The sequence below is a fragment of the Streptomyces sp. NPDC020996 genome (assembly GCF_040641355.1).
Taxonomy (GTDB): Bacteria; Actinomycetota; Actinomycetes; order Streptomycetales; family Streptomycetaceae; genus Streptomyces.
The window spans coordinates 1-23,385 of the sequence record NZ_JBFADM010000096.1; the positions used below are offsets into that span (position 1 = coordinate 1).

The following is a 23,385-nucleotide window of genomic DNA, read 5'->3' on the forward strand; positions in this document are numbered from 1 at the left end:
GGGGGGGGGGGGGGGGGGGGGGGGGGGGGGGGGGGGGGGGGGGGCCGGGCACGGGGGTGTCCGTCCTCGGAACGGCGCGGAATCGGGCGCTGGAGAGGTACTGGGGTTGACGCGCCCACCGCTGCGGGCGAACACCCCCGTCCCGTCCCCTTCCCGCCGTCGGCGGGCGCGGGTCCCGCGACGGCCCGGACACCGCTTCACCGCGGCCTCTGGTCGTGCGACAAGCCAGGACGTGCCTCACCGTCGTGTGCGGCCTGCACTAGGTTGGGCGGACCGAGCGGGGGCCGGTTACTTCGGCGCCCAGTTCGGTTACTCTGCGGCGCAGTTCGCGGTCCGCCGTGACCACCAGGACCGGGCGGTGGCCGGCCCGGGCGGTCAGGGCGACTATGTGGTCGTCGCCACTGCCGGGCGCGGACTCCACCTGTACGCCCGGCACGGACTCCACGCCCTGTGCCGCGCCCTCGACGACGAGGACCAGTTCCACCGGGCCGGAGCGGCCCGGCAGGCCGTCCGAGGCCAGCCGGTCCCGCAGACGTTCCGCGGCTCCCCGCCGGTCCCGCCACCAGCCGTCGGGCACCGACCCGACCACGTTCGCGCCGTCGACGATCACCAGCAGGGGGAGTTCCGCGTCCATGCGGCAAGGGTGACACGGACCGGCTCAGTCGAAGCTGGCGAAGTACGCCGCCACCATGTCCTCGTCGCCGTGGCCCTGCGCCGCGGCGCGCTCCAGGCGTTCGGCGCTCGCGGCGGCGACGTCCAGCCGTACGCCGTTCTGCCGCCCCGCCTCGACGATCAGCCGCGCGTCCTTGGCCGCGGTGACCACCGCGAACTGGGCGGGGGTGAGTTGGTCGTTCAGCACCAGGCCGGTCTTGGCGCGCAGGTAGCCCATGTCGAGGGGGCCGCCGGCGATCAGGTCGAAGAACTGCTGCGGGTCGACGCCGAGGGCCTGTGACAGGGCCAGTACCTCGCCTGCCGCCGTGGTGGCCGCGAGCACCCAGCTGTTGGCGACCAGCTTCAGGCGGGTCGCGCTGCCGGCCGCGCCGTCCTCGCCGGTCCACACCGTGCGGGCGCCCACCGCGTCGAACACCGGCTGCACCGCCGCCCGCCCCTCGGCGGGCCCGGCGGCCAGCACGGTCAACTGGCCGGCCTCCGCGGGCTGGCGGGTGCCGAGCACCGGGGCGTCGTAGAAGACCAGGCCGTACTCGCGGGCGAACGCGGCCAGTTCGCCGGTCGCCTCGATCCCGGCGGTGGTCGACTGGACCCAGGCGACGCCGGGCCGCAGCGCCTCGGCGGCGGCGCGCATGACGTCCAGGGCGGCCGGACCGTCGTGCAGGATCGTCAGCACCACGTCGGCGCCCCGCACCGCCTCGGCGGGGCTGTCGGCGACCTGCGCGCCGTCGGCGGCGAGCGGCTCGGCCTTGGCGCGGGTGCGGTTCCAGACGTGGACGGTGTGGCCGGCGCGGGCGAGGTTGCGGGCCATCGCGGCCCCCATGATGCCCGTGCCGAGGACGCTCACGGTCAAGTTGTCGGTCATTTCGTGGGTTTCCCTTTCCGGGGTGGCGTGCGGCCTGTGTTGGTGCCGGGGTCCAGCCTGCCCGTTCGAACGCCCGGCCCCCACCTCAACCGCCCAGGGAGCCGCACGCTTAGAGTGAACCGGTGAACGGCGACTGGCTCCTGCGCGGCCGTGACGGCCGGCTCAGTGTCTACCTGTCCGCGGGCGACGCGGTCCTGTGCCGGGCGGAACGGGCGCCCGGCGGCCCCTGGTCGCCCGCCCGCCGAGTCGGCGGCGAGCAGAGGCTGCTCGGCTCGTGCGCCGTCGGCCAGGGCCCCGACCGGTACGCCCACCTGGTCTCGTGGCGGCCCACCGGGTCCGGCGAGGCGGGCCTCGTCCACTCCACCCACTTCCGGCCGCGGCTCGCCGCCCTCGACTGGGTCCCGGTCGGCCACCCCGACAAGAAGGGCGCCGTCACCGGCACGCCCGCCGTGGCGGTCGACGCGCAGGGCCGGAGCCATGTCTTCGTCCGCAACCGGGGCGGCGGGGTGAGCATGGTCGCCCAGAAGGAGAAGGGCGGCTGGGACCCCTGGCGGGACCTCAAGGGCAGTGACGTACAGGACGGGTTGGCGGCCGTGACGGGGGAGTCGGGGCGCGTGCAACTGTACGCGGCCGTGCCCGGCGGCATCCTGCACTGGCGGCAGGAGGAGCCGGGCGCGCAGCCGGTCCTCCAGGAGGCGCTGGAGGCGCCGGTCCGCCCGGGCACCCTGTACGCGCTGGCGACCTCCGCGGAGAGTACGACCCTCTTCTACACCGCCGAGTCGGGCGACCTGTGCGCCTGGCGCCCCGGCTCCAAGCCGGCCGCCCTGCTGCCCTCCGCGGGCCCCGGCCCGGTGCGTGCCGTCCGCTGTGAACTCGACGGTCACGACTGCACGTTGCTCGCCCAGCGTTCGGCGAGCGGCCGGGTGGCTTTTGCCGCGTACCCGACCGAGCAGGAGTCGGCCGGCGCCTGGTGGGCGGAGTCCGGGCCGCAACTGCCCGCGGACGCCGGGGTGTCGCCGGCCGTGGACGAGGACGGCCGTGTGGTGGCTGCAACGTTGTCCCCGTCCACCGGCGGCCTGCTGCTCACCCGCCGCAAGGACGAGCCGGGCCTCGCGCTGGAGGCGTGGCGGGAGGCCTGAGGAAACGGTGAAAGAGGGCCTCCGCCGTGCGGCGGAGGCCCTCTTCAGGTGCGTACGGCGGTTACGCGGGCACCGACGCCACGCCCGGCGCCAGGAACTTCTTGCCGTTCACGCGCTCGGAGACGCCCTCGCGGTCCAGGTACGGCGTGATGCCGCCCAGGTGGAAGGGCCAGCCGGCGCCGGTGATCAGGCACAGGTCGATGTCCTGGGCCTCGGCGACGACGCCCTCGTCGAGCATCAGGCCGATCTCCTGGGCGACCGCGTCCAGGACGCGGTCGCGGACCTGCTCCTCGGTCAGCACCGTGTCGCCCTGCTTCAGCAGCGCGGCCACCTCCGGGTCCAGCTCCGGCTTGCCGCTGTCGTAGACGTAGAAGCCGCGCTTGCCCGCCTTGACGACGGCGGCGAGGTTCTCGGAGACCGTGAAGCGGTCCGGGAACGCCCGGTGGAGCGTCTCGGAGACGTGCAGGCCGATCGCCGGGCCGACCAGCTCCAGGAGGACGAGCGGCGACATCGGCAGGCCCAGCGGCTCGACCGCCTTCTCGGCGACCTCGACCGGCGTGCCCTCGTCGATGACGTTCTGGATCTCGCCCATGAAGCGGGTCAGGATGCGGTTGACGACGAACGCCGGGGCGTCCTTGACCAGGACCGCGGTCTTCTTCAGCTTCTTGGCCACCGCGAACGCGGTCGCCAGGGAGGCGTCGTCCGTCTGCTCCCCGCGGACGATCTCCAGGAGGGGGAGGACCGCGACCGGGTTGAAGAAGTGGAAGCCGACGACCCGCTCGGGGTTCTTCAGCTTCGACGCCATCTCCGTGACGGACAGGGAGGAGGTGTTGGTGGCGAGGATCGCGTGCGCCGGGGCGACCGCCTCGACCTCCGCGAACACCTGCTGCTTGACGCCGATCTCCTCGAACACGGCCTCGATGATGAAGTCCGCGTCGGCGAAGCCCTCCGCCTTGTCCAGCACGCCGGTGACGAGGGCCTTCAGGCGGTTGGCCTTGTCCTGGTTGACCCGGCCCTTGGCGAGCAGCTTGTCGATCTCGGCGTGGACGTAGCCCACACCCTTGTCGACGCGCTCCTGGTCGATGTCCGTCAGGACGACCGGGACCTCCAGGCGGCGCAGGAAGAGCAGGGCGAGCTGGCTGGCCATCAGGCCGGCGCCGACCACGCCCACCTTGGTGACAGGACGGGCCAGCGACTTGTCCGGCGCGCCGGCCGGGCGCTTGCCGCGCTTCTGCACCAGGTTGAACGCGTAGATGCCGGCGCGCAGTTCGCCGCCCATGATGAGGTCGGCGAGCGCCTTGTCCTCGGCGTCGTAGCCCTGCTGGAGGTCGCCGTTCTTGGCGGCGGCGATGATGTCGAGGGCGCGGTAGGCGGCCGGGGCCGCGCCGTGCACCTTGGAGTCCGCGACGAAGCGGCCCTTGGCGACGGCCTGGTCCCAGGCCTCGCCGCGGTCGATCGCCGGGCGCTCGACGACGATCTCGCCCTTGAGGACGGACGCCGTCCAGATCAGCGACTGCTCCAGGAAGTCGGCGCCCTCGAACAGCGCGTCGGCGATCCCGAGCTCGTAGACCTGCTTGCCCTTGAGCTGCTTGTTCTGGTTGAGACTGTTCTCGATGATGACCGAGACGGCCTTCTCGGCGCCGATCAGGTTCGGCAGCAGTGTGCAGCCGCCCCAGCCGGGCACCAGGCCGAGGAAGACCTCGGGCAGCGAGAACGCCGGGAGGGCCGCGGACACCGTGCGGTAGGTGCAGTGCAGGCCGATCTCCACGCCGCCGCCCATGGCCGCGCCGTTGTAGTACGCGAAGGTGGGGACGGCCAGCTTCGACAGCCGCTTGAAGACGTCGTGGCCGCCCTTGCCGATGGCGAGCGCGTCCTCGTGCCGCTTGAGCAGCTCGACGCCCTTGAGGTCGGCGCCGACGGCGAAGATGAACGGCTTGCCGGTCACGCCGACGCCGACGATCTCGCCGTCCGCGGCCTCCTTCTCGACCTGGTCGATGGCGGCGTCGATGTTCGCCAGCGACTGCGGGCCGAGGGTGGTCGGCTTGGTGTGGTCGTGCCCGTTGTCCAGCGTGATCAGCGCGAAACGGCCGGCATTGAGGGGCAGGTCGAAGTGGCGTACGTGCGCACTGGTGACGACCTCGTCCGGGAACAGCTCGGCCGCGCCCTTGAGCAGTTCGGCGGTGGTGCTCACTTGTCCCCCTCGAAGTGCGGGTTCTCCCAGATGACCGTCGCGCCCATGCCGAAGCCGACGCACATGGTGGTCAGGCCGTAGCGGACGTGCGGCTGCTCCTCGAACTGGCGGGCCAGCTGCGTCATCAGGCGGACGCCGGAGGAGGCGAGCGGGTGGCCGAAGGCGATGGCGCCGCCGTACTGGTTGACGCGCTCGTCGTCGTCGGCGATGCCGTAGTGGTCGAGGAAGGCCAGGACCTGGACGGCGAACGCCTCATTGATCTCGAAGAGGTTGATGTCCTCGATCGACAGGCCCGCCTTGGCGAGGGCCTTCTCCGTCGCCGGGATCGGGCCGTAGCCCATGACCTCCGGCTCGACGCCCGCGAAGGCGTAGGAGACCAGGCGCATCTTGACCGGCAGGCCGTTCTCGCGGGCGAAGTCCTCGGAGGCGATGATCGAGGCGGTCGCGCCGTCGTTCAGACCGGCCGCGTTGCCCGCGGTGACCCGGCCGTGCACACGGAACGGCGTCTTCAGGCCCTGCAGGTTCTCCAGGGTGGTGCCCGGGCGCATCGGCTCGTCGGCCGTGACCAGGCCCCAGCCCGTCTCGCCGGCCTCGGGGCTGGTGCGCCGTACGGAGATCGGGACCAGGTCGGCCTGGATCTTGCCGTTGGCGTACGCCTTGGCGGCCTTCTCCTGCGAGCGGACCGCGTACTCGTCGGCGCGCAGCTTGGTGATGTGCGGGAAGCGGTCGTGCAGGTTCTCCGCCGTCATGCCCATGAACAGGGCGGACTCGTCGACCAGCTTCTCGCTGACGAACCGCGGGTTGGGGTCGACGCCCTCGCCCATCGGGTGGCGGCCCATGTGCTCGACACCCCCGGCGATGACGGCGTCGTACGCGCCGAACGCGATGGAGCCGGCCGTGGTCGTCACGGCGGTCAGGGCGCCGGCGCACATGCGGTCGATGGAGTAGCCGGGCACCGACTGCGGCAGGCCGGCGAGGATGCCGGCGGTGCGGCCCAGCGTCAGACCCTGGTCGCCGATCTGGGTGGTCGCGGCGATGGCGACCTCGTCGATCTTCTTCGGGTCGAGGCCCGGGTTGCGGCGCAGCAGCTCCCGGATCGCCTTCACGACCAGGTCGTCGGCGCGGGTCTCGTGGTAGATGCCCTTCGGGCCCGCCTTGCCGAAGGGGGTGCGGACGCCGTCGACGAACACGACGTCCCTGACAGTACGAGGCACGATGGCTCTCCTCCAGGGTGCGGGATGGCACTGCTGCGGCACGCTGAGCGCGCGCTCAGGCCTATGCTACTTATGAGTAACACGACTGCACACCCCTCACGGGTGGAGCGGCGAAGGTCACACCCGAACGGACCATACGGCAGTTGGCGATTTTCCTCCTGAACTGGCGGACCGGGCCGCTGGCGCGGGTGGAGACCGACGCGCTCGTGCTGCTCCCGGACGTGACCGTGGGCAGGTGATCGTGTGCCATGGAGAGGCGCGTGGTGGACGTGCTGACGTGGAGGGCCGGGCGGCGCATTCGAGGCTGACCGGGCCGGGCTGCCGGCGTTCGACGGGTGATCTCGGCGCGCCGCGCGGAAGTCCTCGCCGGTGTCCCCCGGTCGAGCGAAGTCGGGAGCGGGGGAGGAGCAGCTCGGGCTTCCGCGCGGTGCGGCGAGAGGGCGTGCCGGGCGTCGCGACGCCGCGGCGCGGCTACCTCGTCCCGGCGGCGCTCTGCGGTTGGGACGCACCCGTCCGGCCGGGGGGCTGGGGTGCGACGAAGTCCTTGGCGCGGATGAGGAAGAACGCCAGGACGCCGCCCACCAGCGCCAGGATGCCGCTGGCGATCAGCAGGTCGTTCATCGAGGTGGCGAAACTGGCGTGCACCGCGTGATCCACCTGTCCACGGATCTGCTGCGGGGCAGCGCCGATCGCCTTCTCGGGGGCGCCCATGCGGACGGCGTCGGCGATCCCGTCGGTCTGTCCCCGCATTCCGGGAATCCCCGCGAGCCGCTCGCGCAGCGCGTCGTGCAGTGACGAGGTGAAGATCGAACCGTACAGAGCGATGCCGACGGCGATGCCGACCTGCCGGAACGTCTGGTTCACACCGGAGGCCATGCCCGCGCGGTACACCGGCACGACACCGATCGCGGTCGAGGCCAGCGGCGGATTGACCATTCCGGCGCCGATGCCCGTGACGACGAGCCCCGGGATGAGGTGGGTCCACTCCGACCCGGCGGTCACTCCCGTCATGAGCAGCAGGCCGATGCCCACCACGACCAGGCCCGGACCGATCAGCCACCGGGTCGGCACACGGTTCAGCAGCCGGCCCGCCGCCATGGCGGCGACGAGTGTGCAGCCGGAGCTGACCAGCAGCCGGACGCCGGTGGCCATCGCGCTGTAGCCGAGGGCGTTCTGCAGGTAGAGCACGAGGTAGATGAACATCGCGAACAGCGAGGCGTTCATCGCGAACGCCGCGATCGAGCCGCCCAGGAAAGTCGGAGTCCGCAACAGGGAAAGGTCGAACATCGGCTCGGACACGCGCGACTCGATCACCACGAACGCCACGAGGAACACAGCGGCCAGGCCGAAGCAGATCAGCACGCCCTTATCGCCCCAGGCCGTGTCGCTGGCCCTGATCAGGGCGTACACCAGGCTGAACAGTCCGGCGGTGAGAGGCAGGATGCCCAGCCAGTCGACCCGGGAGGCACGCGGCGGTCGCGACTCGTCCACCAGACGCACCGTGATGGCGAGCGCGGCGATGCCGATCGGCAGGTTCACCAGGAAGATGCCCCGCCAGCTGATCCCGCTGGTGATCACGCCGCCGAGCACCGGGCCGAGTGCGGTGGCGACACCCGCGACGGAACCCCAGACGCCGAAGGCCACCCCCCGCTCCCTGCCTTGGAACGTGCTGGCGAGCAGTGCCAGGGAGGTGGCGAACAGGATGGCGCCGCCGATGCCCTGCAACGCGCGGGAGCCCACCAGCATCGACTGGTCCGATGCGATGCCGCACAGCAGCGATCCCGCGGTGAAGACCGCCAGGCCGATGACGAACAGCAGCCGCCTGCCGTACAGGTCGGCCAGGGAGCCCGAGGTGAGCAGAAGAGCTGCGAGGCTCAACGCGTATGCGTCCGTCGTCCATTGCAGTCCGCTGAAACTGGCGTCCAGCGAGTGCTGGATGTCGGGCAGCGCGACGGCGACGATCGTGACGTCCAGCAGCAGCATGAACGTGGCGGCACACACAACTAACAGCGTCCACCATTGGCGTTTCATCGTTCGAGCTCCTATTCGATGGGTAGCTCTCGGGCTTCAATCTCAATCGGAGCGCATGCTAGCATGCTAGCATGGGTGCTGAAGTCAAGCAGTTCAACGTCTACTTGCCGGTGGACCTCATTCGGGAGATAAAGCACCATGCGATCGAGCGCGAGTCCTCCCTGTCGGCCCTGGTCGCCGACGCATTGCGCTCGTATCTCGCTGTTCACGGGCAAGACGCTGTTCAGGAGCAGGACCTTTCGAAAGGAAAGTTGACATGAGCACCGAGGGCATCGAAGGCGTGTACCTCGAGACCCACAACTGGGGGAAGACGGCCAAGTTCTTGCAGGCTTTGGGCTACCAGGTCGAATTCGCGACCGAAGAGGGTTCGGGCATGCTCCGCAACGGCTCTGGCCCCTACCTTCTGCTCGTCGAGATCCCCGAGGACCAGAAGCCCGATACCCAGGTCGTGCTGCGCGTGCCGGACGCCGACACGTTCGACGCCGACGCGTCCCTCGACGTCGTCGCGCCGTTCGAGGAGACCCACTACGGGACGCGGGAGATGAAGGTGCGCGACCCCGACGGCCGCATCTGGAGCCTGCAGGCGCCGATCAAGAAGTGAGCCTGTGGCAGCTGTCATCGGTGCCGCACGGGCCAGTGCGTAGCGAGGACCACTCGCTTGCCGTGCAGCTGCCCCTTCTCCATTCGCTCGTGCGCTTCGGCGGCCGCGCTCAGCGGCAGGACCTCCGTCGCCCGGGAACGGAGCCGGCCGGAGGCGAGCAGGCGGTTGATCGTGCCCGCCGCCTCCGCGAGTTCGGCCGTCGTGGCGTGCGAGATGACAAAGCCCCTGATGGAACAGTCCTTCATGTAGAGCTGTCCGGCCGGCAGGACCGGCTGTGTCTGCGCGCCCGCGAGCAGCACGATCCGGCCGCGATGCGCGAGCAGACCGACCGCGGTGGTCAGGTCGTTCTCGCCGGACGTGTCGACGTACAGGTCGACCCCCTGTGGACACAGCTCCCTCAGACGTTCCGCCGCACGAGGGTCGGCGTAGTCGACGACCTCGGCCGCGCCGAGGCTCCTGCAGTGGTCCGCGTCGCGCTCGGCGGCCGTCGCGACGACCCTGGCGCCCGCTTCGACGGCCAGTGTCACCAGCGAGCTCCCGACATTGCCCGCGGCGCCGGCCACGACGACGGTTTCCCCGACCCGGACACCGCCGTGCGTGAAGAGCGCGAGATACGCGGTGCCCGCCGGATGGACCACGGAGACCGCATCGATCGGGGGTACCCCGGCCGGCAGGTGGTAGAGCCGGTCGGCGGCCACGACGGCCTGCTCCGCCGCCGCTCCCTGCCTGCCGTTGTGGCCGAGGCTGTTGCTCCACACCAGTTCACCCGGGGAGAAGCCGGGAGCACGGCTGTCGGCCACGACGCCGACCAGATCCCGGCTGATCACGAACGGAAACTCGATCGCGGTACGGAACACTCCCGAACGCACGAAGGTGTCGACCGGATTGACCGTGGTGGCGATGACGTCGACCAGGACGTCGGTCGGCCCGGGCCGCGGTGGTTCCAGCTCGCCGTAACGGACGTTCCCCGGTGGTCCGAGTCGTTCGATGAAGGCTGCCCGCATGCCGTCATTGTCAGTCGTGCCGGCCCTTTGATCGACGCAGACACCGCATTGTTCGTCAACTCGACGTGGAACCGGCCGACCTGACGCACCGCCGCAGACTTTCTTTGACCGGCTCCGCAGCGGCTCACCATGATTCAGACCATGGGCCAAACTCAGCACACTCCGCTGTTCAAGGTAAAGGCCGACATCCGTGTTTCGGCCGCTCCGCACGAGGTCTACGCGGTGGTCAGCGATCTGCCGCGCAGCGCCGAGTGGAGCCCGGAATGCATCGGTGGAACCTGGGTGTCGGGTGAGCCGGCCACGGTCGGCGCGGTCTTCCGCGGTGAGAACCTGCGGTCCCCGGACGTCGTCGCGTGGGCGCCGGTCGTGCGCGGCACCTGGACCACCGAATCCCAAGTGGTCGCGGCCGAGCCCGGACGCGTCTTCCGCTGGGCCATGCGCGACAGCTCCGGACGTGCACAAGAGAGTGTGTGGTCCTACGAGATCGAGCCGGCCGACGACGGATGCGTCCTGGTGCACCACTTCCAGATGGACACCCCCACCGAGGGGATCAGGGGCATCACCGCGGAAATGGACGAGGCCGAGAAGCGCAGGTTCTTCGCCGACTGGAGCGCCAAGCTGGCCAAGGACCTCCAGGCCACGTTGCAGAACATCAAGGCGGTAATCGAGCAGAAGTAACCGGGGACGGTGGATAGATGCTCCTCCAGCGCATAGCAAACCGCGGTATTCGACTGGGTACGCTGTTCGATCGGGCCGCGTCCCGGCATCCCGCCAACGTGCTGATTCTCGACCACGATCTCGATCTGGCGCCGGAACTGGGACGCCGTATCACCGTGAACGAAGTCGCCGACCTGGTGGACGACTTCGCCTCCCGGTTCTGGGCCGCGGGCGTCAGGCCGGGCGAGCGCGTGGTCATCTACAAGTCGAACAGCTTCGACATCACCCTGCTGGCGTGCGTGGCAGCCCGGATCGGTGCCGTGCCCGTGCTGTTGTCGCCCAAGCTCGACGGAGAGACCGTCGCCGAGCTGGTCCGACGCGTCGACAGGCCGCATCTGGTGACCGATCAGGCCAAGCTCGACGACCAACTCCCGGCGACCGTGTTCGACCACGCCCGCCAGGTACTGCTCACCAAGGGCGGCCATCCGGGCGCGACGCAGCTGCAAGCGTTCGCCGGGGTCGCGCGGGTCGCGCCGGTCACCATGCCGCCGGACCACCCGACGCTCATCACGCACACCTCGGGAACCACCGGCATTCCCAAACTCGCCGTCCACACAGGACGGACGTTGGAGGCGCGCTACCGGCCGCAGGCATCGGCGACCGCATTCGTCCGCAAACGGCGCCCGGTCGCGGTCCACGTCTCGTTCGTGCATTCGCGGCTGTTCACCGCACTGGCCATCGCGATGCTGCGCGGTTTCCCGCTGATCATGCTCGTCGACGACGACCCCGAACACGTCGCCGACATCTTCGCCCGGCTGCGCCCCGGCGTGGTCGAGGCGCATCCCAACTCGTTCATGCGGTGGGAGAAGCTCGCCGACGACCCGCGTCAGCCGTTGGCGGACGTGAAGTACTTCAGCAGCACCTTCGACGCGATCCACCCGAGAACCGTGCACCGCACACTGAGTGCCTCCCGGCACCGGGTACCGATCTTCGGCCAGCTCTACGGCCAGAGCGAGGCGGGCCCCGTCGTCGGGCGGATCTTCACCCGGTGGAGAGCCGAAGACGCGGACGGCCGCTGCGTCGGATTCCCGTTCCCGGGCATGACCGACGTCCGGGTCGTCAGCATGGACGGCAAGCCGGTGACGGAGTCGTCACCGGGATACATCGAAGTCCGCACCGACGGCCGGGTGCTGACGTACCTGGGCGAGGACGAGCGCTACAACAAGCAGGAGAACGACGGCTGGTGGCGCATGGGCGACGTGGGCTACCGAACCAAGTGGGGGTGCCTGCACCTGCTCGACCGCGAGGTCGATGTGATTGCCGGATTCGGCAGCACACTCGCGGCCGAGGACGCGCTCTTCTCCAAGCTCGAGGAACTCGTCGAGGTCATCATCGTGCCGGGCCAGGACGGCAGGGCCGTCCCCGTGGTGTGCACACGGGACGACGAGCCGCTGGACATGGTCGCGTGGAAGGCCGCGACGGCATCGCTGCCCGCCATGGCGGACCCCGTGCAGTGGCGGCTCGCCGACCTGCCCCAGACCGCGACCACCAAGATCAAGAGACTGGAGTTGGCGAAGTTGTTGAGCAACGGAAGTCAGGTTCAGTAGCGATGGCCAACGTACTGATCGTCGGCGGCGGAATCGGTGGACTGGCCGCTGCCCTCAGCATCGCCCGCGCCGGCCACGAGGTCGAGGTGCTGGAACGCAACGACCGCTTCGCCGAGCTGGGCGCCGGCATTCAGCTGGCGCCGAACGGAATCGCGGCGCTGGACAGGCTCGGCCTCGGTGCCGTGGTCCGTGAGCGGGCCGTGCACATCGACCACCTGCGGTTCATGGACGGAGTCACCGGGGAGCACGTGGTGAGCATGCCGCTCACCGGGGAGTACCGCCGGCGCTTCGGCAACCCCTATGTCGTGGTACACAGGGGCGAACTCCACCGCTTGCTGTACGACGCCTGCCTCGCCTCACCGGGAGTCCGGCTACGGGCCGGCGCCGCGGTCACCGCCTACGAGCAGGACGACATGAGTGCCACGGTCGTCCTGGAAACGGGCGAACGGATCAGCGGCGACGCCGTGATCGGCGCCGACGGCATCCGCTCGGCGGTCCGCGGGCAGCTCGTGGGCGACGGTGAACCCCGCGTTTCCGGCATCACGGCCTACCGTTGCCTCATCCCCATCGACGTGGTGCCGGACGAACTGCGGTGGAACGCCGTCACCTGGTGGGCGGGCCCCAAATGCCACTTCGTGCACTACGCGATCGCGGGCGGCCGGTACCTGAACCTGGCAGCGAGCTTCGACAACGCCGCGACACAGGCCGTCGCCGGGGTGCCGGTGGAGAAGCAGTTCGTGCAGGACCTGTTCGCCGGGCTCGCCGATGCACCGCGGCGGCTGCTCGCGCTCGGGGAGGACTGGAAGGCCTGGGTCCTGGTCGACCGCGAACCGGTGGACAACTGGACCGACGGCCGGGTCACCCTGCTCGGCGACGCCGCCCACCCGATGTTGCACTACGCCGCGCAGGGCGCGTGCCAGGCGCTCGAGGACGCCGTGCTGCTGGGCGACCTGCTCGACTGCTCCACGGGGGAGCTCGGCCGGCGCTTCGCCCAGTACAACCACGAACGATTCGAGCGCACCGCCGCTGTCCAACGCGTCTCCCGCGAGAGCATCAGGCTGTGGCACCCGGCAGGCACCGACGCCAAGGCCCGCAACGAGATGCTCTCCTCGATGTCCGCGACCCAACTCCACGACCACGTGGCCTGGATGCACGGCGTAAGCGACTTCGGCGCCGTCCTGACCGGTGGAGCGTCCGGATGAACGGCCGGCATCTGGAGATCTGTGTGGTCGGCGCGGGCCCCCGAGGGCTGTCGGTGCTGGAACGCCTGTGCGCCAACGAACGCGCGGAACGGTCCCACGAAACGGTGACCGTGCACGTCGTCGATCCGGCCGTCCCCGGTGCGGGCGCGGTCTGGCGGCCCGACCAGTCGCGGTATCTGCTGACCAACACGGTGGCGTCCCAGATCACCGTGTACACCGACGACAGCGTCCGCATCGAGGGACCCATCGAACCGGGGCCCAGCCTGTACGAATGGGCCAAGAGCCTGGCGCGGCCGGACTGCGCCGACCGCTACGACGAGCACACCCTGGCTGACGCCAGAAGCCTCGGGCCGAACTCGTACCCGACCCGTTCCCTGTACGGCCGCTACCTGCACGACAGCTTCGAGCGCATCGTGGCGAACGCACCTGCTCACGTCACCGTTCAGGTGCACCGGTCGCGCGCCGTCGCCGTGGCCGACACGCACGGCGTGCCCGGCGGTCCCCAGGGCGTGCGTCTGGAGAACCGGACCCGGCTCAACCAGCTGGACGCGATCATCCTGGCGCAGGGCCACGTACCCGCTCGCCTGACACCTCAGCAGGAACGGGCGGCGAGCCTGGCCCGCATCCACTACCTCACCTACCTCACCCCGGGCAATCCGGCCGATGCGGACCTGAGCATGATCGAGCCCGGCCAGCCGGTGCTGCTCCGCGGCCTCGGGCTGAACTTCTTCGACTACATGGCGCTGCTGAGCGTCGGCCGCGGCGGGGCGTTCGTCCGCGAGGGCGACCGCCTCGTGTACCGGCCCTCCGGCAACGAGCCACGCCTTCACGCCTTCTCCCGCCGCGGTGTGCCCTATCACGCCCGCGGCGAGAACGAGAAGGGAGCCTTCGGCCGGTACTTCCCCAGGCTGCTCACCCCCGAGCACATCACCGAGTTGCGCCGGAACGCGCAGGACGGCGACCGGCTCCACTTCGGCACAGTCCTGTGGCCGCTCATCACCCGGGAGGTGGAGTCGGTCTACTACGGCACGCTGCTGAGGGCCCGGGGCAGGGACGCGGAGGCGGAACACTTCGTCGAGCGGTATCTGGCCGCCACCGACAAGGAGAGCTCGGCCCGGCTGCTGGACGCCCACGGCATCGACGCCGCGGACCGGTGGGACTGGGAGTCCATCTCCCGGCCCTATGGCGACCGTGAGTTCATCAGCCGCGCGGATTTCCGGTCCTGGCTGCTGGAGTACCTGGCGTGTGACGTCGTCCACGCGAAGCAGGGCAATGTCAGCGGTCCCGTGAAAGCGGCGCTCGACGTGCTCAGGGATCTGCGCAATGAGATCCGGCTCGCGGTGGACCACGGCGGTCTCGAGGGCAACTCGCACCGGGACGATCTCGAAGGGTGGTACACCCCGCTGAACGCCTTCCTCTCCATCGGGCCTCCGGTCTCGCGGATCGAGGAGATGATCGCGTTGATCGAGGCGGGCATCCTCGATGTCATCGGTCCGGCCACCCAGGTTCGCCTGGACACCGCGGCCCGGGCCTTCGTCGCCACCTCGTCCAGGGTGCCCGGGCCGCCCGTACGGTCCACCGTGCTGATCGAGGCGCGGCTCCCGGAGCCGGACCTGCGGCGCACCGCCGACCCGTTGCTGCTCCACCTGCTCAACACCGAGCAGTGCACGACCTACCGCATCGACGGAGCCTGCGGAACGAGCTACGAGACCGGCGGGCTCGCCGTCACCGAACGCCCGTACCGGATCCTCGACGCACGGGGACGCGCTCACCCGCGCCGTTTCGCCTTCGGTGTTCCGACCGAATCCGTACACTGGGTCACGGCCGCCGGCATTCGCCCCGGGGTCGACTCGGTCACGCTGGGCGACTCGGACGCGATCGCCCGTGCGGCCCTCGCCCTGCCGCCGGTCGCGCACGTGCCTGCCGCGTTCCGCCCGGACCTCGACGAGACGGACCTGACGGGAGTGCTCATTTGACCGCGCCGACGGAAGCTCTCCACGATGCCTGCCTTGACGTGGGCCTGCTGTCGCCGGTGCGGGCAGGCACGCCGATCGAGGCCGTCGTCTGCGACCAGGCATGGCTGCAGGCCATGCTGGACGCCGAGGCGGCGCTGGCGCGAGCCCAGGCCCGGCTCGGTACTCTGCCCGGACCGGCGGCCGACGCCATCACCAAGGCGGCCACGGCCGGCCGCCTCGACCTGCGTGACCTCGCCCTGGCCGCTCGCGACACAGCCAATCCCGTGGTGGGGCTGGTACGGGCGTTCACCGCGGTCGTCGCCTCCGACGCCCCGGAGGCTGCCGAGTACGTCCACCAGGGTTCCACCAGCCAGGACATCCTCGACACCGCGGCCATGCTGATCGCCGACCGCGCGGTGCGTGTGATCCGGCGGGATCTCGCGCGCGCCGCCGAGGCGCTGGCGGTGCTGGCCGCCGACAACCGGGACACCGTCATGGCGGGCAGAACCCTCGCGCTCCAGGCTGTGCCCACCACCTTCGGGCTCAAGGCGGCGGGCTGGCGGCAGCTGATCCTCGACGCCGACCTGCGCCTCGGCCGACTCGTCGAATCCGGCCTGCCGGTCGCGCTGGGCGGGGCCGCGGGCACGCTCGCCGGCTATCTCGAGTACGCCCGGACCGCCGACCACGATCCCGGCGCGTACGCCGACGCGTTGGTCGCCGCCTTCGCCGAGGAGACCGGTCTGGCCCGGCCCGTGCTGCCGTGGCACGCGCTGCGCACCCCGGTCGCGGATCTGGCGGCGGCCCTTGCGTTCACCGCGGGCGTGCTCGGCAAGATGGCGATCGACGTGCAGACGCTGGCCAGGACGGAAATCGCGGAAGTTACCGAACCGACGGGGTCCGGACGGGGCAGCTCGTCCGCCATGCCGCACAAGCGCAACCCGGTGCTGTCCACGCTCGTGCGCAGCGCCGCGTTGCAGGTTCCCGCACTGTCGTCCTCACTGACGCAGTGTCTGGTCAGTGAGGACGAACGCTCGGGCGGCGCGTGGCACGCCGAATGGCTGTTGCTGAGGGAGTGCCTGCGGCTGACCGGCGGTGCCGCGCACACCGCGGCGGAGCTGGCCGAGGGCCTGGAGGTGCGCGCCGACCGGATGCGCGGCAATCTCGACCTGACCGGTGGGCAGGTCGTCTCGGAGCGGATCGTCGCCGCGCTGGCGCCGGTCATCGGCAAGGGCGCCGCGAAGCGACTGCTGACCCGGGCCGCCGAGGACACCGAGCGGACCGGCCGCCCGCTGTCCGAGGTGCTCGCCGAGTCGGCGGAACTCGACGGCCGCCTGGACGCCGACGAGTTGACGGAAATGTGCGACCCCGTCCATTACACGGGCGTCGCAGGACCCTTGGTGGACCGTGCTCTGAAAACATGAGGGCATGACTGCCTTAGCACCAAGCGACATCCAGCGACTCCTCTCGGAGTCGGAGGGTGCCGTCCTGCAACCCGGCGACCCGGGCTACGAACTGGCCAACGATCTCTACAACACCATCCACCGGCACCGGCCCGCCGCCGTGGTCGCGGCGACCGGGGCCGCCGACATTCTGGCGGCGGTCCGGTTCGCCGCGGCCCGCTCGCTCCCCGTCGCGGTGCAGGCGACCGGGCACGGCCCGTCGCTGCCCACGGACGACGCGCTGGTGATCAGCACCCGGCTGATGACGGGGGTGCGGATCGACCCCGTCGCCCGCACGGCGCGGATCGAGGCCGGGGTGCGCTCGGGCCGGCTCGTGCGCGAGGCGTCCCGGTTCGGTCTCGCTCCGCTCAACGGCGCCTCGCCCGTGGTCGGCGCGGTCGGATACACGCTGGGCGGGGGAATCGGCCCGCTGGGCAGGGCCTACGGGTACGCCGTCGACCATGTCCGCGAGCTGGACGTGGTGACCGCCGACGGGCAGCTGCGGACCGTGTCGCCGGACCAGAACGCGGACCTGTTCTGGGCGATGCGCGGCGGCAAGGGCAATTTCGGTGTGGTCACCTCGATGGAGATCGACCTGCTCCCGGTGTCCCGGCTGTACGGCGGTGGAATGTTCCTGCCCGGCGAAGCGGCCGCGGACGTCCTGCACGCCTACCGGGCATGGACTGCCACCGTTCCGGAGGGCATGACCTCATCGGTGGCGCTGGTGAGGTTCCCGCCCGTCGATGCGGTGCCGGAGCCGTTGCGCGGCCGGTTCGTGCTGCACGTGCGCATCGCCTACACCGGCTCCGCCGTGGACGGTGAGCGGCTGGTCCGTCCCCTCCGGAGCATCGCGCCCGTGCTGATCGACGGCGTGCGCGAGATGCCCTACAGCGACGTCGGGTCCATTCACCAGGATCCGACCCGGCCGGGCCCGTACCGGGAACGCTCCACGCTGCTGCGCGAGCTGACCGTGGACACGGTCGAGGAACTGTGCAGGCTGGCCGGTCCGGAGGCGGACTGTCCGGTGTCCGTGGTGGAGCTGCGTCACCTGGGCGGCGCCATGAGCCGGACACCGCGGCGCCCCAGCGCGGTCGGCTTCCGGGAGGCGCGGTTCAGTGTGTTCACCGTGGCCTCCGCCGGGCCGGAGCGGGCAGCCGTGGTCGACGGCTTCCAGCACCACCTGGTCGAATCACTGGCCCCGTGGCGACTGGGCGGCCCCTGCCCGAGCTTCATCGGGGCGCTCGAGACCGGCCCGCAGCACGTGCAGGCCGCCTATGAGCCGGCCGACTTCCGGCGGTTGTGTGAGATCAAGGCCGAGTACGACCCGGACAACATCTTCCGCCTCAATCACAACATCCCGCCCGTGACAACCTGACGCGGCGTCATCTGATTCGCAGCCCGGGGCTCGAGCCCCGGGCTACGCCCTTGGTGCCCGGGTTCGCCGGCGACCGCCGATGACGCAGGGCGGTTCCGTCATTATCTCGTGCGGGGTTCGTCATGTCAGGCATTTACACCGACCAGTCGCACCATGACACTGCTAAGTGCAATTCTCCGTGTCGGCGCTCCGGTTCGTGCGGCACGCCGACTTGAGGACGCCGATCGAGCGTCAACAGCAGCCGCAGAGAGGAAACCAGTACCTGTGTGCGGTATGACCGGATGGATCAGCTATCAGCGCGATCTGCGCCGTCATCGGGAAACCATGACGGCCATGAACGAGACCATGGCGTGCCGGGGCCCGGACGACACAGGTCTGTGGGCGGCCGAACACGTGCTGCTGGCACACCGCCGGCTCTCGATCATCGACCTCGAGGGCGGGCGCCAGCCGATGGTCGCCGATCACCAGACAGAGACCGAGGCCGTCATCGTCTACACCGGTGAGGTCTACAACTTCCGTGAACTGCGCGCCGACCTCCAGGGCCGCGGCCACCGGTTCCGCACGGACAGCGACACGGAAGTCGTACTGCGGTCGTACCTGGAGTGGGGCGAGAGCTTCGCCGAGCGCCTGAACGGCATGTACGCCTTCGCGATCTGGGACGCCCGCAGCGAGGAACTCCTGCTGGTGCGCGACCGGATGGGCGTCAAGCCGCTCTACTACTACCCGACCGACGACGGCGTGCTGTTCGGCTCCGAACCCAAGGCGATCCTGGCGCACCCCGATGTCGAGGCCGTCGTCGACGCCGGAGGGCTCCGGGAGATCTTCAGCGTCGTCAAGACGCCCGAACACGCGGTCTTCCAGGGAATGTACGAGGTCCGTCCCGGAACCATGGTCCGCGTCTCGCGGGGCGGGCTGCGCAAGATGCGGTACTGGCAGCTCGAGGCCAGGCAGCACACGGACGACCTGGACACGACGATTCGCACCGTGCGCGAACTGCTCGAGGACATCGTCGAACGGCAGATGTTCGCGGACGTCCCCGTGGGCACACTGCTGTCCGGCGGGCTGGACTCGAGCGCGATCACCGCACTTGCCGCACGCACACTGGCCCAGCAGGGCGTCGGCGACCCCCTGCGGACGTACTCCATCGACTTCCTCGGTCACGACCAGCGGTTCGAGGCGAACATCCAGTGGGAGGACCCGGACACCCCGTTCGCCATCGAAGTGGCGGAACACGTCGGCGCCGAGCACATCAACGTCGTGCTCGACAACCGTGACCTGCTGAACCCCGATGTGCGGCGCGCGGCACTGCGAGCACAGGACCTGCCGGTGTCCACCGGGGACATGGAGTACTCGTTGTACCTGCTGTGCCGAGCACTGCGGGAACACGTGAAGGTCGCCCTGTCCGGTGAGGCGTCCGACGAACTCTTCGGCGGGTACACCTGGTACCACGACCAGGAGGCGGTCGACTCCGACACCTTCCCGTGGCACACCCCCTTCCGCAAGGGCGGCGGAATAGGGGCGCTGAAGGACGTCGGCCTGTGGGACAGGCTGAACCTCGCCGAGTACATAGAACAGCGCTACCGCGAGGCCCTGGCGGAGGTCCCGAGGCCGGACGGCGAGACCGGCCTCGAGGCACGCATGCGCGAGCTCAACTATCTCAACCTCACCCGGTGGGAGAACTTCCTGCTCGACCGCAAGGACCGGATCAGCATGGCCGTGGGCCTCGAGGTGCGGGTGCCCTTCTGCGACCACCGGCTGGTCGAGTACGTGTTCAACACGCCGTGGTGGATGAAGAGTTTCGACGGCAGGGAGAAGAGCCTGCTGCGTGCCGCCATGCGGGGCGTGCTGCCGGAATCGGTGCTGGAACGCAAGAAGAGCCCGTATCCGTCCACCCAGGACGTCAAGTACGAGCTGGCGCTGCGGGAGAAGTTCGCGGCGCTGCTCGCCGACGACGCGCCCGTCCTGCAGCTGGTTCCCGCGGAGGGGATCCGCAAGCTGCTCGACGCCCCGGTCGGGGCGTACCGCGTGGGCGGCCTGTGGACCGCCCGCGCAGTACCCGAACGTCTGATCGAGTTCAACACCTGGGCCACCGAGTACGGCGTCCGGGTTGACGTGTAGCCGTCCGAGCCGGTCAGGATGCCGGCTCGGTCTTCTCGACGAGCCGGCGTGCGGCGGGGACCACTTCGCGGGCGAAGCGTTCGATCTGCTCGACGCTCTGCACCTCGGGCCAGAAGACGAAGGCCCGGTAAGGCTGTTCGGTGGCGAGCCGGGCGATCAGCCGCGCCCACTGGTCCGGCGTGCCGCGCACCGGGGCGGAGCCGGTCCTCGCTTCGGCGTCCCCCCGGTGGTCGGTCACCGTGCCGACCAGCTGGGAAATCCGCAGGACGTCGGCCGGGTCGCGTCCCGCCGCGGTGGCCGCCGCGTCGATGACGGCGTTCGCCCCGGCCCACTTCTCGTACGGCAGGTAGGAGGGGATCGGCGCGGCCCAGCCGTCACCGATCCTGCCGGTGAGCCGCAACGAGCGCGGGCCCTGGGCGCCGATCCAGATGTTGATGGGGTGCGCGGGCGCGGGTCCGGCCGGTACCCCCTCCACACTGTGGTAGTCGCCCTTCAGCCGGACGATGCCGTCCTGCTGCCACAGTGCCCGCAGCACGCTCATGGCCTCTTCCATCGCGTCCAGCGCCTGGGCGGTGGTCAGGCGGGGCACCCCGAGCCGGCTGATGGCGTCCCAGTATCCGCCGGCGCCGATACCGAGCTCGAACCGCCCGCCGGACAACAGGTCGAGGGAGGCGGCCGTGTTGGCGAGCACCGCGGGCTGCCGTAACGGCAGATTCGTCACGTCCGGAAAGAAGCGCAGCCGTTTCGTGCGCACCAGGAGGGCGGCCATCAGGCTGAAGGTGTCCAGCAGCGTCGGCGCGTACGGATGGTCCTGGATGCCGACCAGGTCGAGGCCGCCTTCCTCGGCCGCATGGACCAGGTCGTGGTGCAGTGCGATGTCGATGGTCGGCGTCAGTGAGAAGCCGAACTGCAGATCTGTCATGAAGTCCTGTCCACCTAGTGCTCGTTTCCGGCTTGCGAAACTAACACCGGGACGAGGGGCGTGCCGCCCGGCGGGGAGCGGGGTTTGTCAGGTGTCGTCGCGATGCCGGTGCCACTTCGGCGTGGCACGGCTGATCGCGACGAGTTCGTCGAAGTCCACCGCGACGCCCTGCAGCAGCACATCGACGACATGGGCGGCGAGAGCGACGGGGAACCGTGACTCGCCGAACATGTTGCCCTGGAACACCACGGACGCCAGCATGTCGACCACCAGGCCGGCATCCAGGCCGGGGCGCAGATGACCCCGGTCGATCGCGCGGGCGACCGTGGCCGCGACCGCGTCGCGAGCGGGCTGGATCAGCGTCGAGGTCAGGTGCTCCCGAAGCTCCGGATCGGCCGAGCAGTCCGCGAGCAGGGGGGCGAGCACACCCTGGGGCACCCGCCGCAGCAGGGCGTCCGCCAGCAACTCGAGACTGGCGATGAGGTCGCACCGGGTGCAGCCGGTGTCCGGCACCGGCGGCGTGACCAGCACGGCCACCAGCGCCGCGATGATCAGGCGCTGACGCCTCGGCCAGCGCCGCAGGACGGACGGCTTGGTCGTGCCCGCCCTGGCGGCAACCGCTTCCAGGCTGAAACCCGAGTAACCGTTCTCGCGCAGAACCTCGAGGGCCGACTCGAGGACGGCCTGGTCGATGGCCGGATCCCTGGGCCGGCCGGTGGAGCGTTGTGCTGGTCGCGATGCCACCTCAACAGCATAAGGGCGTACGACTTTGGACCGATGGCGGCCTCGCGCCATTCCGTTACGATCCGGTTGGTAATGAAACCCGCCGGGGATATGTGAGCCTCCGATGACCCAGACTCAGCAAGACCCAGAATCCACCGTCGCCCTTGAGGGCCGCAGCTGGTTGACACTGCTGCGACCGCCTCATCTCGGCGTGACGGTCGTGCTTGCGGGCGGAACCGCCCTGCATGCGATCAACATCTACTTAGTGACTGCGATGCTGCCGTCGGTCGTGGCTGACGTCGGCGGCCTGCGCTTCTACGCGTGGAGCACGACGCTGTTCATGTTCGCGTCCGTGGTGTCGTCCGCGCTGGTGCCGAAGTGTCTCTCCGCGCTCGGCCCGCGCAACGCCTACCGGCTGGCGCTCGCCGCCTTCGTGGTCGGCACCCTCGCGTGCGCCGCGGCTCCGAACATGGCCGTGCTGCTCGTCGGCCGGACCGTGCAGGGCATCGGCGGCGGGCTGCTCATCGGTCTGTCCTACGCGATGATCAGCGCGACCCTGCCCGCCGCCCTGTGGACGCGCGCGGCGGGCATCCTGTCCGCGATGTGGGGCGTGGGCACGCTCGTCGGCCCCGCGCTCGGCGGCGCCTTCGCCCAGTGGGGACAGTGGCGCATCGCCTTCCTGGTCCTGGTGCCCTTCGCGCTCGTGGTGGCCCTGCTGCTGCGGTCCACGATGCCGGGCGCCCGGACGGGCGGCGAGACCGCGCCGGTGGCGTTCCCGAACCTCGCCGTCGTCGCGGCCGCGGTGCTGACCGTGAGCGCGACGAGCCTGTCCCATCAGGCTCTGGTCAACTTCGGCGGACTCGTTGTCGCCGTGCTCCTGCTCGGCCTGCTCATCCACCGCGAGCGGACCCGGGCCCCGCGGCTGCTGCCTGCCGCTGCCTTCACGCCCCGCTCGCCGCTACGACCGCTGTACGCCACGCTGACCCTGTTGGTCATCGCCAGCACCACCGAGATCTTCGTGCCGTTCTACGGCCAGGAGCTCGGCGGCCTCGCCCCGCTGGCGGCCGGATTCCTCGGGGCCGCGATCGCAGCCGGCTGGACCGTGGGCTCCATGGTCAGTGCCGCTTGGACGGGCGCCTCGCGGCTGCTCGTCGGTGTCGCACCGATCGTCAGCGCCCTCGGACTGGCCGGCCTGGCCCTGGTGTCGCGTCCGTCGGCCTCGCTGGTGACGGTCCTTCTCTGGGCACTGCTGCTGTTCGTCGCGGGCGCGGGAGTCGGCATCGCGTGGCCGCACATGAGCGCGGCCGCCATGACCGTCGGCGACACCCCGCAGGAGAAGGACACCGCCGCAGCGTCCATCACGACCGTCCAGCTCGTGGCCACGTCGTTGGGTGCGGCCCTCGCCGGCACGGTCACCAACCTGGCCGGCGTCAGCGGAGACAGTACGCAGATCGGTCATTCCTCGCAGTGGCTGTACGGAACGTTCGCCGTGATCGTCCTGTGCGGAGTGCTGTTCGCCCACCGTGTCATCCAGGCGGCGGCCGCCACCGGACCGCACGAGAAGGCCCAGTGAGTTCACACGGCGACTGACCGGCCGGTGCGGTGCCCGAGCTGATGGGGTGCCACCCCATGCTGGGAGCAGACGGGGTGACCGCCGGCGCCGGCCTCCTGGG

The 23,385-nt window shown here is 70.3% G+C and carries 19 protein-coding genes; 11 read left to right on the forward strand and 8 right to left on the reverse strand.

The features are described from left to right. Nucleotides 1–259: 259 nt before the first annotated feature. Both AB0G63_RS36710 and AB0G63_RS36715 read right to left on the reverse strand, forming a co-directional pair. On the reverse strand, nucleotides 260–634 hold the full coding sequence (locus AB0G63_RS36710) for an NTP pyrophosphohydrolase (RefSeq protein ID WP_360759447.1): 375 nt from the start codon (nucleotides 632–634) through the stop codon (nucleotides 260–262). Nucleotides 635–658: 24 nt separating this feature from the next. Next, complete coding sequence (locus tag AB0G63_RS36715) at nucleotides 659–1,618, reverse strand: NAD(P)-dependent oxidoreductase (protein WP_360759449.1); 960 nt, start codon at nucleotides 1,616–1,618, stop codon at nucleotides 659–661. 38 nt (nucleotides 1,619–1,656) lie between these two features. Here AB0G63_RS36715 and AB0G63_RS36720 point away from each other — a divergent pair, with 38 nt between their 5' ends. Then, the gene (locus AB0G63_RS36720) at nucleotides 1,657–2,673 is read left to right on the forward strand and encodes a hypothetical protein (protein WP_360759452.1); all 1,017 of its coding nucleotides are present in this window, start codon (nucleotides 1,657–1,659) and stop codon (nucleotides 2,671–2,673) included. A gap of 61 nt (nucleotides 2,674–2,734) precedes the next feature. Here AB0G63_RS36720 and AB0G63_RS36725 read toward each other — a convergent pair whose 3' ends face one another. From AB0G63_RS36725 to AB0G63_RS36735, 3 genes are all read right to left on the reverse strand, one after another. Then, the gene (locus tag AB0G63_RS36725) at nucleotides 2,735–4,864 is read right to left on the reverse strand and encodes a 3-hydroxyacyl-CoA dehydrogenase NAD-binding domain-containing protein (protein WP_360759455.1); all 2,130 of its coding nucleotides are present in this window, start codon (nucleotides 4,862–4,864) and stop codon (nucleotides 2,735–2,737) included. Continuing rightward, the gene (locus AB0G63_RS36730; RefSeq protein ID WP_360759458.1) at nucleotides 4,861–6,078 is read right to left on the reverse strand and encodes an acetyl-CoA C-acyltransferase; all 1,218 of its coding nucleotides are present in this window, start codon (nucleotides 6,076–6,078) and stop codon (nucleotides 4,861–4,863) included. Before AB0G63_RS36730 ends, AB0G63_RS36725 begins: the two co-directional genes overlap by 4 nt. Before the next feature lie 471 nt (nucleotides 6,079–6,549). Continuing rightward, nucleotides 6,550–8,109: an MFS transporter gene (locus AB0G63_RS36735; RefSeq protein ID WP_360759462.1), complete on the reverse strand. Its 1,560-nt coding sequence runs from the start codon at nucleotides 8,107–8,109 to the stop codon at nucleotides 6,550–6,552. Between the two features lie 71 nt (nucleotides 8,110–8,180). On the opposite strand from AB0G63_RS36735, the gene AB0G63_RS36740 reads away from it, so the two are divergent. Both AB0G63_RS36740 and AB0G63_RS36745 read left to right on the forward strand, forming a co-directional pair. Continuing rightward, nucleotides 8,181–8,369, forward strand: coding sequence for a CopG family transcriptional regulator (locus tag AB0G63_RS36740; protein ID WP_360759465.1), 189 nt, complete (start codon nucleotides 8,181–8,183; stop codon nucleotides 8,367–8,369). Continuing rightward, nucleotides 8,366–8,710: a VOC family protein gene (locus AB0G63_RS36745; protein ID WP_360759468.1), complete on the forward strand. Its 345-nt coding sequence runs from the start codon at nucleotides 8,366–8,368 to the stop codon at nucleotides 8,708–8,710. The genes AB0G63_RS36740 and AB0G63_RS36745 overlap by 4 nt, the downstream gene beginning before the upstream one ends. A gap of 14 nt (nucleotides 8,711–8,724) precedes the next feature. On the opposite strand, the gene AB0G63_RS36750 is transcribed toward AB0G63_RS36745, so the two are convergent. Beyond that, nucleotides 8,725–9,714: an NADPH:quinone reductase gene (locus AB0G63_RS36750; RefSeq protein ID WP_360759470.1), complete on the reverse strand. Its 990-nt coding sequence runs from the start codon at nucleotides 9,712–9,714 to the stop codon at nucleotides 8,725–8,727. A 141-nt stretch (nucleotides 9,715–9,855) separates the two neighbouring features. On the opposite strand from AB0G63_RS36750, the gene AB0G63_RS36755 reads away from it, so the two are divergent. The 7 genes from AB0G63_RS36755 to asnB all read left to right on the forward strand — a co-directional run bounded on the left by AB0G63_RS36755 (nucleotide 9,856) and on the right by asnB (nucleotide 20,067). Beyond that, nucleotides 9,856–10,392: an SRPBCC family protein gene (locus tag AB0G63_RS36755; protein ID WP_360759473.1), complete on the forward strand. Its 537-nt coding sequence runs from the start codon at nucleotides 9,856–9,858 to the stop codon at nucleotides 10,390–10,392. Between the two features lie 17 nt (nucleotides 10,393–10,409). Then, a complete protein-coding gene (locus AB0G63_RS36760; protein ID WP_360759476.1) occupies nucleotides 10,410–11,978 on the forward strand; it encodes an AMP-binding protein in 1,569 nt (522 codons plus the stop codon). Between the two features lie 2 nt (nucleotides 11,979–11,980). Beyond that, nucleotides 11,981–13,180, forward strand: coding sequence for a 3-hydroxybenzoate 6-monooxygenase (locus tag AB0G63_RS36765; RefSeq protein ID WP_360759479.1), 1,200 nt, complete (start codon nucleotides 11,981–11,983; stop codon nucleotides 13,178–13,180). Continuing rightward, nucleotides 13,177–15,156: an FAD/NAD(P)-binding protein gene (locus AB0G63_RS36770; protein ID WP_360759482.1), complete on the forward strand. Its 1,980-nt coding sequence runs from the start codon at nucleotides 13,177–13,179 to the stop codon at nucleotides 15,154–15,156. Before AB0G63_RS36765 ends, AB0G63_RS36770 begins: the two co-directional genes overlap by 4 nt. Then, entirely contained in the window at nucleotides 15,153–16,556 is a 1,404-nt protein-coding gene (locus AB0G63_RS36775; protein ID WP_360759485.1) for an adenylosuccinate lyase family protein, read from the forward strand. The genes AB0G63_RS36770 and AB0G63_RS36775 overlap by 4 nt, the downstream gene beginning before the upstream one ends. A gap of 4 nt (nucleotides 16,557–16,560) precedes the next feature. Then, nucleotides 16,561–17,949 carry an FAD-binding oxidoreductase gene (locus AB0G63_RS36780; protein ID WP_360759488.1) on the forward strand — a complete coding sequence of 463 codons (1,389 nt, stop codon included), beginning with the start codon at nucleotides 16,561–16,563 and terminating at the stop codon, nucleotides 17,947–17,949. 264 nt (nucleotides 17,950–18,213) lie between these two features. Further along, nucleotides 18,214–20,067: an asparagine synthase (glutamine-hydrolyzing) gene (gene asnB, locus AB0G63_RS36785; protein ID WP_360759490.1), complete on the forward strand. Its 1,854-nt coding sequence runs from the start codon at nucleotides 18,214–18,216 to the stop codon at nucleotides 20,065–20,067. 13 nt (nucleotides 20,068–20,080) lie between these two features. Here asnB and AB0G63_RS36790 read toward each other — a convergent pair whose 3' ends face one another. Beyond that, the gene (locus tag AB0G63_RS36790) at nucleotides 20,081–20,989 is read right to left on the reverse strand and encodes an LLM class flavin-dependent oxidoreductase (protein ID WP_360759492.1); all 909 of its coding nucleotides are present in this window, start codon (nucleotides 20,987–20,989) and stop codon (nucleotides 20,081–20,083) included. An 87-nt stretch (nucleotides 20,990–21,076) separates the two neighbouring features. Beyond that, nucleotides 21,077–21,733, reverse strand: coding sequence for a TetR/AcrR family transcriptional regulator (locus AB0G63_RS36795; protein ID WP_360759495.1), 657 nt, complete (start codon nucleotides 21,731–21,733; stop codon nucleotides 21,077–21,079). Between the two features lie 103 nt (nucleotides 21,734–21,836). On the opposite strand from AB0G63_RS36795, the gene AB0G63_RS36800 reads away from it, so the two are divergent. Then, nucleotides 21,837–23,285 (forward strand): MFS transporter, encoded by a 1,449-nt coding sequence (locus AB0G63_RS36800; protein WP_360759498.1) that lies wholly within the window; start codon nucleotides 21,837–21,839, stop codon nucleotides 23,283–23,285. Nucleotides 23,286–23,385 lie beyond the last annotated feature (100 nt).